The following is a 12639-nucleotide window of genomic DNA, read 5'->3' as shown; positions in this document are numbered from 1 at the left end:
TTTAAATTGGAGTATTGATATGTCTCGACAAGTTTTTTGCCGTAAGTATCAACAAGAAATGGAAGGTTTAGACTTTGCACCATTCCCGGGTGCAAAGGGTCAGGAACTGTTTGATACGATATCTAAACAGGCTTGGCAAGAATGGCTGAAACACCAGACCACGCTGATCAATGAAAAGCGTTTAAACGTGTTTGAACCGGATGCGAAAAAGTTCCTTGAAGAGCAACGCGAGAAGTTCTTTAACAATGATGAATCATTGGAAAAAGCTGAAGGTCTAAAGCCTGAAGAAAAATAAGGCGCTGCCTTATTTTTCTTCAAGACAAGCACCGAAGGTGCGCGTAGGTCAACATTTGAAAAGCTCCATAAACGGGGCTTTTCTTATATCAAAAGCACTGCTCCGCCACGCCGCAAGACAAGCAGCTATGCTGCGCGTAGGCTTTAAAAAGAATCTCCGTTATGGGAGATTCTTTTTTATGTACTGCTCTAAAAATTACTCAAGACAAGCGAAGCGCGTAGTTTCAAATGTCAAAAAGGAGCCTGACAAGGCTCTTTTTTTTATGAATACTGCAAGAGCTAAACTGCGTTTTAACTAAGCAAGACAAGCGCATAATTTTACTTGTCAAAAAGGAAATCTATGAAAGATTCCCCTTTTAGTTTAAAGCCCTACTCTTTTTGTTTTTTACACAAGACAAGCAGCTATAAGTTCATAGAATAAAAAAACTCCTTACATGGAAATTTTTTTATCTAAGCTCAAGCTTTTCTCTTACGTAAATTAAGCGAAAGGTATCACTTCGAATGCTATAAAAAAGTAACCTATAAAAAGAATTCCCTTTTTAATTTGAAAATTACTTCTTCATCAGATCATGAGTTAAATACCTGACAAGAGACTCCTCGGATATTCTTTTTCTATAGATACTCTATTTCTCTTAAAAGCACTCTAAAAACTATTTTAACTTTCATGAAATCGAAAATTATTGACCTAAAAAACAGGCTCAAAACCTGTCATTTTCCTACCGTGTTTTTTAAATTTAAGCAGCCATTATCTTACTGAAAAGCAATCAGATTTGTATCAAAATAATCAATTGTAAATTCTGTATACATTGCTCTCACAAAACACAACATTCAGCTACAAGAAACCACATGATTTTGTGGAAGGTGCTCCCTATAATGACCAGCAAGAAGATGAGATATCTTTGAATAACTATAATAATAACTGAGAAATACCCCCGATTTCATCCCAGTTCTTCCCCCAAAGGCTGGGTATTTTTTTGCCTGCTATTTTTATATTTCCTATTTCAGCTATAAAAAAAAGCCCCTTTAAGGAGCTTTTATTGATTAAGGCTGTTTCAGATATGGCCAGGCTGCTTTTAGATAAATAAACATTGACCATAAGGTCAGTACCACAGCTGTATATAGCAAAGCATAAGCCAGCATTTCTAGCGGTGGCCAGTTCAGCAGGAAAACCGTAATTGCGATCATCTGGAACGCGGTTTTGTATTTACCCACTGTCGACACCGCCACACTGGTACGCGCACCGAGTTCAGCCATCCATTCACGTAAAGCTGAAACTGTAATTTCCCGTGAAATAATCACAATCGCTGCAAAAGCCATCGAGATCGAAGGTTGCCATTGCACTAAGACAATAAGCGCAGCAGCGACCATCAACTTGTCTGCAACTGGATCCAAAAAACGACCAAAAGCAGACGTCTGATTCAGAGTACGCGCCAGATAACCATCAAACCAGTCAGTGACTGCAGCCACTACAAAAATTGTCGTTAAGATAATATGCCGCGTCACATCAGGACTGGTTTCATTAAATCCCATTGCCGGTGGCCAATATGCGACCAATAAAAAAACCGGAATCAGGATAATACGAGCCAAGGTCAAGATATTTGGAATATTCAGGATACGACCTGTAGTCATAGACACCGCCAATTGTTCCCCTCATGTACGATGAAAATGCACACTTTTTTCGAGGTTTAATCCATCATTAATACGCTTCACTTTATACGAATTGACTTGAAGTGTCACTAGGCAAACACCGTCACTGTCTGTCTGGCCATCGCAATCAGCCGATTTTCTACATCCCACAGATAGGCATGTTCTGTTGAATAACCGTCAGCCGCATGGTCGGTAATCACTTTATATTTAAACCAATCATGTAGCTGATGCTGCACTGGATGCACATAGGTTACAGTCCAGGTCAGGCTGCTCGCTGGGGCCAGTGTCTGAAACATCGGTAACACCCCAGGTGGCCAGATGTCAAAAATGGCCATCAGGTCAGCTAACTGAAATTCACGGTCAGAATGTTGATCTGGATGGAAGCGGCACCAGCCTTCAAAATCAGGACGTACACTTGAACTGCACGGCAGATTCAAATCCGCCCATCTGAGTTCAAAATGATCAAAACACTTTGGAAGCTTGAACTGTGCAGGAATCTGGAACAGGGTTTCAGGAGGAGCATAATCCGGAGCCTGGATTTCCTGATGTACCTGAATGCTAGAATCGCGCGCTACGCCGAAACTGGCAATCAGAATGCTCTGAACAGCCTCATCCTGCCATAGACGCACTTCGATGGTAGTGACCGATTTGCCTTCACGCAGAATTTCCGCAGTTAGGCGTGCTTTGCCTTCCTGTACCGGGCCAACAAAAGTCACACTGGTACTCAGCAAACGTTTAGTAGGATCATTGATTATTACCACGGCTTTTTGCATCATGACTGCAGCTGCAAGTCCACCGTAGATGGTTCTTCCTTGTCCCCAGCCTGGCGGCATTTCAATCCATTCTTGCTGCGCAATTTGTGCGTACAGTGCTTGCAACGACATATCGATCCTTCAACTTTGTCTGATGAACCGATATATTGCTGGAAAAATCTATGAATAGAAATGACCTTTGACTCGAAGGTCAATGTGCATTTTTGCACTTGTAATTGATATAAAACAATTACTCATGCAGAACTTTATAAATCATCCGGGCCATCACAGAACCCAGACCTGGCACCAGTTGCAGGTCTTTTTCTGAAGCTTTAAGCACACCCTGAATCCCACCAAAATGGGTCAATAAATCACGACGGCGCTTCGGCCCCAGTCCCGGAATTACCTCCAGTACCGATGAACCCCGTTTTTTATCGCGTTTGGCCCGATGTCGGGTAATGGCAAAACGGTGGGCTTCGTCACGTACCTGCTGGATCAGATGCAGGGCCTTATGATCTTCTGGAAGCTGGATCTTGCTGCCATCGGTAAAATGCAGGGTTTCCAGACCCGGCTTACGCCCTTCGCCTTTAGACACACCGACCATAAAGGCATCCAGCCCAAGTTCCTGCATGACTTCCATCGCCATATGCAATTGCCCTTTACCACCGTCAATCAGCAGCAAATCTGGCAGCATGGCTTTTTTATAACGACGGGTTAAGGCCTGACGCATCGCGGCATAGTCATCACCCGCCTGAATATCATTGATAGAAAACTGGCGATAATCGCGTTTGCGCGCGCCTCCACTATCAAAGACTACGCAAGAAGCAACCGTATCTTCACCCATGGTATGCGAGATATCGAAACACTCAATCCGATCTACCGGCCGTCCTACGACCTCCTCTAACTGATGGAAACGTTCATTCAGCTCAAAGTGATTGGCCAGCTTGCCCTGAATGGCATGTTGCACATTCATCTGTGCAAGTTCCAGCCATTCGGCACGGGTTTCCCGAACTTTGGATTTGATCTGAATTTTCTTGTCAAAATGTTGAGAAAGTGCGGCTTCCAGCTCCTTCCGATCTGGCATTTCAATATTTACGATCAGTTCAGAAGGAATTTCATCGGCAACCTGGAAGTAGAAGTTGGCAATAAAATCCGAGAGCATTTGTCCCAGATCGTCACTCAGCATATCCGGAAAATAGCCTTTACCGCCGAGCATCTTGCCATTACGCACATGCATGATCTGCACACAAGTTACTCCTGCCTGGTAGGCAATCGCCAGAATATCTGCCTCACCTTTGACTTTATAAATCGCCTGCTGGGCCTGTACATCACGCAGTAATGCCATCCGGTCACGATAAAATACCGCCTTTTCAAATTCCAGATTTTCTGCGGCTGCTTCCATCTTGGCAATCAGTTCCTGATTCAGCTCTTTGGTATCGCCTTGCAGGAAGCGAATCGAATTATTGACATCTTCCTGATAATCCTCAGGTGAAATCAGGCCGACACAAGGGCCGGAACAGCGCTTGATCTGATATTGCAAACAAGGTCGAGTACGATTGGCAAAGAAACCATTCTCACAGGAACGTACATTGAATAATTTTTGCAGAATAACCAAAGTATCGCGGGCATTGTAAGCACTCGGATAAGGTCCAAAGAACTTGCCGACCTGATGTTTGCCCTTGCCACGACCGCTGGCAATCCGCGGATAGGGCTTGTCTGCAGAGACAAAAATATAAACATAGGATTTGTCATCACGCAGCATGATGTTATACGGTGGACGATGCAGCTTGATCAGGTTTTGCTCTAGCAATAAAGCTTCAGTTTCTGAACGCACCACCAAGGTCTGAATGTCATAAATCCGTGCCACCAAAGCTTGAGTCTTGGGATGATCAAGGGTTTTGACAAAATAACTAGATACCCGATTTTTCAGGTTCTTGGCTTTTCCCACATATAAGAGTTCGCCATCTTTGCCATACATCCGGTAGACCCCGGGTAAGGTGGTCATATTGGCCAAGATTTTTTCAATATGAGGGCGTGCGTTCTCGTTCACCTAAAACCTATTTTTCACCTGCAATATGCAGATATATGTGATGTTTAATGTGTCATTTTCAAGCGATGACACAAAATTCACCCGAACTGTCATCGAAAGTGAAACAGGTTATGCCCAGACCGCCGTATTTATAAGCAACCCAATATGGTCTGATTGCTAAAAGCTATAAGTCGCCTGAACTAACTTTGCTATGCTCGACAGGTTCAATCTCGAGATGATCCAAGATGACAAGTTCCCAATCCGGTATTCATGTTGTGCAACCTGCCACTTCTAGCCATAGCCAGTCTGAGCGTGACCGTTTAATTGGGAAACCGCGTTTTCATTTTGAACCTCTGGCTGTGATGCAGTTGCTACGGGAACGGATCATCGGTCAGGATGCCGCCTTAAATGAAATTGAAAAAATGCTGCATGTGGTCAAGGCTGACTTTTCCAGTCCTGAACGTCCGCTTTCGGTTACCTTAATGCTTGGCCCGACCGGTGTCGGCAAAACCGAGACCGTGCGTCTGATTGCCGAAGCAATTTATGGCCGTCCTGATGCTTTCTGCCGGATTGATATGAATACTTTGGCGCAGGAACATTATGCAGCTGCCCTGACTGGCGCGCCTCCGGGTTATGTGGGCTCTAAAGAAGGCCATAGCCTGTTTGATGAAACCGCTATTGCCGGAAACCATACCCGTCCCGGCATCATGCTGTTTGATGAACTGGAAAAAGCCAGTACTGAAGTGATTCGTGGTCTGATGAATGTACTGGATACTGGTCGACTGACGTTGACTGCTGGTACCAAAACCATCGATTTTCGTAATTGCATGATTTTTATGACCAGTAATGTCGGTGCACAAGCCGCGCAACAATATCTGGAAAAGCTCAGCTATCTGCCGCAAAAAATGCAGCAACTATGTCTGAAAAAAGTACCGACCCAGCAGATTATTGAAAAAGTCATGCAGCGCAAGTTCGATCCTGAATTTTTAAACCGGATTGACCGTACCTTGCACTATCAGGCTGTCCAAAATGATGCCCTGCCACGACTGGTTGAGATTGAGCTGGATAAATTAAATCAACGTCTGCAACATCAGAAACGACAGATTCACCTCACTGATGCAGCCAAGGCCCATTTTTATCAGGGTCATGACATCCGTTATGGCGCCCGTCATCTGGGCCGAAAAATACGGACTGAACTGGAACCGATCTTAGCGATCTATTTCCTGAACCATCCAGAACAACTGCAACTCCATCTGGACTGCATTAATGGTCAATTGCTAGTTCAGCCTCAAGCCTCCGATTCCAATTAAACTGTTTGATGTGCTTGAATCGCCTGAATCAATGCATCCGGGTCTTTAGGTGAAATCAGGACATACTTTTGTTGATCTGCCAGCATATAGCTAACTTTTAAACGCTTGAAAGACAAAGCAGGTGCAATTTCTGAGTGATCTGTAGGCTGGATATTCTGAATCGAACCAAGCGGAATTTGCCAGGTCAGCCACAAGCTTTTGATAATCAACTGCCCATCCTGCACGATATAACGGGTACTCCAAACCGGCCACCAGACCAAGAGGATTGTAAGTATATAGACTGCGGTATGCACCGGATATTGAGCCATCGTCCCTTTGGCCTGCATGGTCAGTAATAATTGCAATAACAAACCGCTCATACAGATCAAAAATGCCAGCAGCCACCAGTCTTTTTTGGAACGAAATACACGCATCATCTTCCCCCTATTTTGTTTTATCTTACACAAAATCAGAATGATGTGGTGAATCTCTGCAAGTAATAAAAAACGCCCATGTGGGCGCTTTATTTTTTATGTTGCAGCTTAGGCAAACAGATAAGGACGAATAAAGATCAGGAAGAAAATACCCAGCATCAGGAACCATTTCAGGAAATAGTACAGCTGGCGGTTCTGTGCTTTTAAAGCTTTGGCTTTTACCCGGAGTTGATAGACATAACCAAAGACTTTGTTTAAGCTACCAGTCTGATCCCCAACCTCATTCGGTGAACTGGCTGCTGTCATCACTTTTTTACCAAACCAGTGATTGAAGCGTTCCATCCAGCGGGTTTTTAAAGGTCGCTCGACATCAGCAAAGAAAATGATCCGGTTCTGGTCAGTCTTGTTTTCGGCATAATGAATATAGGTTTCATCAAATACCACGCTCTCGCCGTCGCGCCAGGAATAACGCTGACCATCGACATCGATAAAGCAGCGGTCATCATTCGGGGTCATTAAGCCCAAGTGATAACGCAATGAACCGGCATAAGGGTCACGATGACGGACCAAACGGCTATCGGGTGCCAGCTCGGTAAACATGGCCGCTTTAATGGTAGGCAAAGTTTTGAGCAAGGCGGTAGTTTTTGGGCAGAGTTCTGCTGCAGAGGGATGCGCCGAGTCATACCATTTTAAATAGAAGCGTTTCCAGCCAGTCTTAAAAAATGAGTTAAACCCCAGGTCATCATATTTGCCCGAAGCCTTGATCCCGCCTTTCTGATAGAGTGCCTGTGCTTCGTCACGAATCATTTCCCAGTTTTCATCCAGCACTTTTAGGTCTTTAAAATGCTGCGTATCGATATAAGGCTGATTCGGTACGCGTGAAAAGGCGTACATCAGAAAATTGATCGGTGCAAACAGGGTCGAATGGTCAAAAAACTGGCGATAAAAAGAATGCCGAACTGTGCCACGTCGCTGAATATATAACGCTGAGATGACAAAGATGGCCAAAATAATCCACTTAAGCATATCAATACCCAAAAAATCCTAGCCCTAAAAAAGAACGGGGAAAAATAAAAAAGTCACATCTGGGCCGCATTATAACAAAGCTGCTTTTGCTCTCCCTACCCGCTTGTAGAACACAGCGTTGCATACATTTTCTTACATCCGTATCGAATAATTTGAATCTCAATTGACTATTTTGACCAAAACACCACACAGCAAACATTCCCTATCTGGTCAATTTACGTTATAAAAACAGCGCGATAGCAATAAAAAAGTGAAATTGAAACAATAACTTCATTACACTGCGATAACGGTTCACTGTATTCCGGACATGACAACACCTTGATTGAGCGATGAAAATTGATGACCCTTGCGTCACGGCTTGATACAACTTGTGTTGTTCTTTTTGGATATAGTTATCGTAAGATTAGCGAAGTAAAAAAGTGCGCGGGAAATGCGCGCTTGCTTCACAACATCAACTTAGAAGTCCTCCAAAATAAAGGAGATCAGGGCATGATCCACGCTGGCAATGCCATTACCGTCCAAATGCTTGAGGACGGAATTGCAGAATTCCGCTTTGACTTACAAGGTGAGTCGGTTAACAAATTCAACCGTGCAACGATTGAAGATTTCAAGGCTGCGATTGACGCAGTTTCCGCTGCTGACATTCAGGGTTTAATCGTGACTTCAGGCAAGTCTACATTTATTGTAGGTGCTGACATTACTGAATTCGGCGATAACTTTGCTCAAGGCGAACAGGCAATTGTTGACTGGGCACTACCAGTTCATGAAATTTTTAACAGCTTCGAAGACCTGGACATTCCTAAAGTTGCCGCGATTAACGGTATGGCACTAGGTGGCGGTTTCGAGATGTGCTTAGTCTGTGACTACCGTGTGATGTCAGAACAGGCGCAAGTCGGCCTGCCTGAAATCAAACTTGGTATCTTCCCTGGTTTCGGTGGTACGGTTCGTTTAAGCCGTCTGATCGGTATCGACAATGCAGTTGAATGGATGGCCATGGCTACTCCGAAAAAACCGGCTGCTGCACTGAAAGATGGTGCTGTTGATGCGGTTGTGGCTGCAGACAAACTGAAAGATGCTGCGATTGACCTGTTGAAACAGGCAATTCACGGTCGTTTAGACTGGCAAACAAAACGCCAGGAAAAACTGGATCCAATCAAGCTGAACATGCTTGAGCAAATGATGGCGTTCAATACGGCGAAAGGTGCGGTTCTTGCAAAAGCAAACCCTGCTCAATACCCAGCGCCAAAACTATTGCTTGATTCTCTTCAGGCAGGTGCAAGCTTACACCGCGATGAAGCGTTAAAAGTTGAAGCTCAAGGCTTTGCGAAAGCTGCGGTAACTCCACAAGCAGGTGCGTTAATCGGTCTGTTCCTGAACGACCAGGTTGTGAAGAAAACTTCTAAGAAATATGAACAAGGTGCACATCCAGTGAACCAGGCTGCCGTTCTAGGCGCAGGGATCATGGGTGGTGGTATTGCTTACCAGGCGGCAAGCAAAGGCACTCCAATCATCATGAAAGACATCGGTAACCAGCAACTTGCACTGGGTATGTCTGAAGCAAACAAACTGCTGACCAAGCAGGTTGAACGCAAGAAGATGAAGCCAGCGCAAATGGGTGAAACCCTTGCTCGCATCCGTCCTACTTTAAGCTATGACGAGTTTAAAGAAGTCGACATCGTGATCGAAGCAGTAACTGAAAACCCGAAAGTGAAAGGCATCGTACTGAAAGAAACTGAATCTAAAGTACGTGAAAACACGATCATTGCGTCAAACACCTCTACGATTTCAATCACGCGTCTGGCTGAAAATCTGGAACGTCCAGAGAACTTCGTGGGTATGCACTTCTTTAACCCGGTACACATGATGCCATTGGTAGAAGTGATTCGTGGTGAGAAGACTTCTGCTGAAGCGATTGCAACGACTGTTGTTCTTGCTCAGAAAATGGGTAAAACACCAATCGTGGTCAATGACTGCCCGGGCTTCCTGGTAAACCGCGTACTGTTCCCTTACTTCGGTGCATTTGACCTGTTACTGAAAGATGGTGCTGACTTCCAGCAAATTGACAAAGTGATGGAAAAATTCGGCTGGCCTATGGGTCCTGCTTACCTGATGGACGTGGTTGGTATCGATACTGGCGTTCACGGTGCAGAAGTGATGGCTGAAGGCTTCCCGGATCGTATGAAACCTGATTTCAAAGGTTCAATCCAGGTGATGTACGAAAACAACCGTCTGGGTCAAAAGAATGACGTTGGTTTCTACAAATACGAACTTGACCGTAAAGGCAAAAAAGCCAAAGTGGTTGATCCAACTGCATACGAGCTTGTGGCATCTGTTGCAACTGCTGAAAAACGTGAATTTGATCCTCAAGAGATCATTGACCGTATGATGCTGGCTTTCTGTAACGAAACTGTTCGTTGCCTGGAAGACAACATTGTTGCAACTCCGGCTGAAGCAGATATGGCGATGATCATGGGTGTAGGCTTCCCTCCATTCCGTGGTGGTCCATGCCGTTATATCGACCAAACTGGTGTAGCTGAGTATGTTGCACTTTGCGACAAATACGCGCACTTAGGTAAGGCTTATGAAGCGCCGCAATCATTGCGCGACATGGCTGCTAACAACAAAAAATTCTACGGTTAAGGAGTGACGTGAATGGCTACTTTAAATCCACGTGACGTTGTGATTGTTGATGGCGTACGTACTGCCATGGGCAAATCGAAAAACGGTATGTTCCGCAATGTACGTGCCGACAGCATGTCAGCTGAACTTATCCGTGCGTTGATGGTTCGTAATGAATTCGACCCGAATGAAGTTGAAGATGTGATCTGGGGCTGTGTGAACCAGACTCTGGAACAAGGGATGAACATTGCGCGTAACATCGCATTGTTGGCTGATCTTCCTAAGACTGTTGCAGGTCAAACAGTTAACCGTCTGTGTGGTTCTTCTATGCAGGCAATCCACACTGCGGCTGCACAGATCGCGACTAACCAGGGTGATATTTTCATCATCGGTGGTGTAGAGCACATGGGCCATGTAGGTATGATGCACGGCATCGACCTGAACCCTGCTGCATCTAAACACTATGCTAAAGCGTCTAACATGATGGGCCTGACTGCTGAAATGCTGGGTCGCATGAACGGTATTACTCGTGAAGAACAGGATGCGTTTGGTGTTGAATCTCACCGCCGTGCCTGGGCTGCAACTGAAAATGGTCTGTTCCAGAACGAGATCGTAGGCATCGAAGGTCATAATGCTGACGGTTATAAAATTCTGTGCGATATCGATGAAGTGATCCGTCCGGATGCCAACATCGAAACTTTCCGTGCTTTACGTCCAGTCTTTGATCCTAAAGGCGGTACAGTGACTGCTGCAACATCTTCAGCATTGTCTGATGGTGCATCTGCAATGCTGTTAATGTCTGCTGAACGTGCTCAAGCGCTTGGTTTGAAACCACGTGCTGTGATCCGCTCTATGGCGGTTGCAGGTTGTGATGCTGCAATCATGGGTTATGGTCCTGTTCCAGCAACTCAAAAAGCATTGAAACGTGCTGGTCTGACCATTGAAGACATGCAAACTGTTGAGTTAAACGAAGCGTTTGCTGCACAAGGCCTGTCTGTTCTTAAAGGCTTAGGTCTATACGAGAAACAGGACATTGTGAACTTGAGCGGTGGTGCGATTGCATTGGGTCACCCGTTGGGCTGTTCTGGTGCGCGTATTACCACTTCCCTACTGAACATCATGGAACAGCAAGATACTCAAATTGGTCTTGCAACCATGTGTATCGGTCTGGGTCAAGGTATCGCGACCATTATCGAACGTGTTTAATTCTTAAATACTTCGATCAAAAAATCCTCGCTTCGGTGGGGATTTTTTTATTGTAAAAATAATGATATAAATACAATTAAGGTGCTAGCGATTAGAATTTGAACTATGCATCATAGTTTGGTTTCTAATGTCAGCATTTCCAGCTGAATCCTTTGAACGTTGTGCTCCTTGCACTTCTAATATCCCTTCAGGGTTGCCATAAGAGTTATCGCTAGCGCCCCTCAATATTATTTAAACTTAACTTATGTCAAAACAGCTGAATGCTTTAAAACAATGCCAGACTTCTAGGGACTTAGCTAAGCTACTAGGATATAGTTACAAAGGTTTTTGCTACGTTCTTTACTCTGCGCCAATTCACACTAAATATAGAATGGTAACTATTCCGAAGAAAAATAGTCCTATAGGCAGACAAATTTTAATTCCTTCGAATAGATTAAAAATTTTGCAGCAGAGATTAGCGACCTTACTAACCAATATATATTTAGAAATAAATCAAAATAATCCTTCCTGCTGTTATGCTTTTATTCCAGATTCAAATACACAAAATTTCGGTATCGTAGAGAATGCAAAACAACATATTAATAAGAATATTGTATTAAATATTGACCTTAAAGATTTCTTTACTTCAATTACATTTTCAAGAATTGTTGGTTTTTTTACCAAAAACATCCAATTTAGGCTTAATTATGATGTAGCTATTACCCTTGCACAAATAGCATGCTATAGAGCATCTCCTACATCTCACGCCTATTTACCTCAAGGTAGTCCATGCTCACCAATTATTTCTAACTTTGTAGGACAAATTATAGATTCAAAAATAACTTTTTTAGCTAAAAAATTTCATTTTACTTATAGTCGTTATGCAGATGATCTAACACTATCTTTTGATAAAAATCAAATCGATTCTAAAATTTTGGAATATGATCAAACCACTCGAGAATACAAATTAGGAAAACTCCTAGAAAAAGAAATTCTTAAAACAAATTTCCAAATTAACTATCAAAAGTTATGTGTAAGGACTAAAAGAGAAAGGCAACAAGTTACTGGATTAGTAGTTAATAAATCCGTTAACGTTAACAAGGCTTATTATTACCACACTAAAAGTATGGCATTAGAATATTGCCGCAATGGTACTTTTACTAGAAGTACAAGTCATGCAAAAAAAATAGGTCAACCTAACTTCCATAGCCTAATGGGATATTTTAATTATATACATGAAACCTTTGCACGAATAAACACACAAAAGTTCATTAAATTGGTATAATACAATAAAATCAATCACCTAGCAAAAAACACGACTATGGCATGGAAACAAACAGGGCAACTCTCCCTAGCAGACAGTC

The 12639-nt window shown here is 43.6% G+C and carries 10 protein-coding genes; 5 read left to right on the top strand and 5 right to left on the bottom strand.

Annotation, left to right across the window (positions count from 1 at the left end):
* Positions 1–19: 19 nt before the first annotated feature.
* Positions 20–295, top strand: coding sequence for an oxidative damage protection protein (locus tag FTV34_RS14040; RefSeq protein WP_004781637.1), 276 nt, complete (start codon positions 20–22; stop codon positions 293–295).
* A gap of 1040 nt (positions 296–1335) precedes the next feature.
* Here FTV34_RS14040 and pgsA read toward each other — a convergent pair.
* From pgsA to uvrC, 3 genes are all read right to left on the bottom strand, one after another.
* Positions 1336–1923, bottom strand: coding sequence for a CDP-diacylglycerol--glycerol-3-phosphate 3-phosphatidyltransferase (gene pgsA, locus FTV34_RS14035; protein ID WP_004781631.1), 588 nt, complete (start codon positions 1921–1923; stop codon positions 1336–1338).
* A 107-nt stretch (positions 1924–2030) separates the two neighbouring features.
* Positions 2031–2825: a thioesterase family protein gene (locus FTV34_RS14030; protein WP_159123730.1), complete on the bottom strand. Its 795-nt coding sequence runs from the start codon at positions 2823–2825 to the stop codon at positions 2031–2033.
* 118 nt (positions 2826–2943) lie between these two features.
* Complete coding sequence (gene uvrC, locus FTV34_RS14025; protein ID WP_166136811.1) at positions 2944–4743, bottom strand: excinuclease ABC subunit UvrC; 1800 nt, start codon at positions 4741–4743, stop codon at positions 2944–2946.
* Between the two features lie 224 nt (positions 4744–4967).
* Between uvrC and FTV34_RS14020 the strand changes: the two genes are divergently transcribed.
* The gene (locus tag FTV34_RS14020) at positions 4968–6032 is read left to right on the top strand and encodes an AAA family ATPase (protein ID WP_180070597.1); all 1065 of its coding nucleotides are present in this window, start codon (positions 4968–4970) and stop codon (positions 6030–6032) included.
* Here FTV34_RS14020 and FTV34_RS14015 read toward each other — a convergent pair.
* Entirely contained in the window at positions 6029–6445 is a 417-nt protein-coding gene (locus FTV34_RS14015; RefSeq protein WP_159123727.1) for a PH domain-containing protein, read from the bottom strand. The genes FTV34_RS14020 and FTV34_RS14015 overlap by 4 nt on opposite strands.
* A 108-nt stretch (positions 6446–6553) precedes the next feature.
* Positions 6554–7471 carry a lipid A hydroxylase LpxO gene (lpxO, locus tag FTV34_RS14010; RefSeq protein ID WP_180070595.1) on the bottom strand — a complete coding sequence of 306 codons (918 nt, stop codon included), beginning with the start codon at positions 7469–7471 and terminating at the stop codon, positions 6554–6556.
* Positions 7472–7960: 489 nt separating this feature from the next.
* Between lpxO and fadB the strand changes: the two genes are divergently transcribed.
* The 3 genes from fadB to FTV34_RS13995 all read left to right on the top strand — a co-directional run bounded on the left by fadB (position 7961) and on the right by FTV34_RS13995 (position 12560).
* Complete coding sequence (gene fadB, locus FTV34_RS14005; RefSeq protein ID WP_159123725.1) at positions 7961–10111, top strand: fatty acid oxidation complex subunit alpha FadB; 2151 nt, start codon at positions 7961–7963, stop codon at positions 10109–10111.
* A gap of 12 nt (positions 10112–10123) precedes the next feature.
* On the top strand, positions 10124–11296 hold the full coding sequence (gene fadA, locus FTV34_RS14000) for an acetyl-CoA C-acyltransferase FadA (RefSeq protein ID WP_180070593.1): 1173 nt from the start codon (positions 10124–10126) through the stop codon (positions 11294–11296).
* 244 nt (positions 11297–11540) lie between these two features.
* Positions 11541–12560 (top strand): reverse transcriptase domain-containing protein, encoded by a 1020-nt coding sequence (locus FTV34_RS13995; protein ID WP_180070591.1) that lies wholly within the window; start codon positions 11541–11543, stop codon positions 12558–12560.
* Positions 12561–12639: the final 79 nt, after the last annotated feature.

Source organism: Acinetobacter sp. YH16038 (assembly GCF_013417275.1).
Classification (GTDB): Bacteria; Pseudomonadota; Gammaproteobacteria; order Pseudomonadales; family Moraxellaceae; genus Acinetobacter.
Note: the sequence above shows the minus strand (reverse complement) of the source record. Positions and strands in the feature narration are given on the sequence as shown.

What these genes read in the sequence shown, in the direction of transcription:
- FTV34_RS14040 (WP_004781637.1), top strand. Translation starts at nt 20, where the DNA reads ATGTCTCGACAAGTTTTTTGCCGTAAGTATCAACAAGAAATGGAAGGT.
- pgsA (WP_004781631.1), bottom strand. Translation starts at nt 1,923, where the DNA reads ATGACTACAGGTCGTATCCTGAATATTCCAAATATCTTGACCTTGGCT.
- FTV34_RS14030 (WP_159123730.1), bottom strand. Translation starts at nt 2,825, where the DNA reads ATGTCGTTGCAAGCACTGTACGCACAAATTGCGCAGCAAGAATGGATT.
- FTV34_RS14020 (WP_180070597.1), top strand. Translation starts at nt 4,968, where the DNA reads ATGACAAGTTCCCAATCCGGTATTCATGTTGTGCAACCTGCCACTTCT.
- FTV34_RS14015 (WP_159123727.1), bottom strand. Translation starts at nt 6,445, where the DNA reads ATGCGTGTATTTCGTTCCAAAAAAGACTGGTGGCTGCTGGCATTTTTG.
- lpxO (WP_180070595.1), bottom strand. Translation starts at nt 7,471, where the DNA reads ATGCTTAAGTGGATTATTTTGGCCATCTTTGTCATCTCAGCGTTATAT.
- fadB (WP_159123725.1), top strand. Translation starts at nt 7,961, where the DNA reads ATGATCCACGCTGGCAATGCCATTACCGTCCAAATGCTTGAGGACGGA.
- fadA (WP_180070593.1), top strand. Translation starts at nt 10,124, where the DNA reads ATGGCTACTTTAAATCCACGTGACGTTGTGATTGTTGATGGCGTACGT.
- FTV34_RS13995 (WP_180070591.1), top strand. Translation starts at nt 11,541, where the DNA reads ATGTCAAAACAGCTGAATGCTTTAAAACAATGCCAGACTTCTAGGGAC.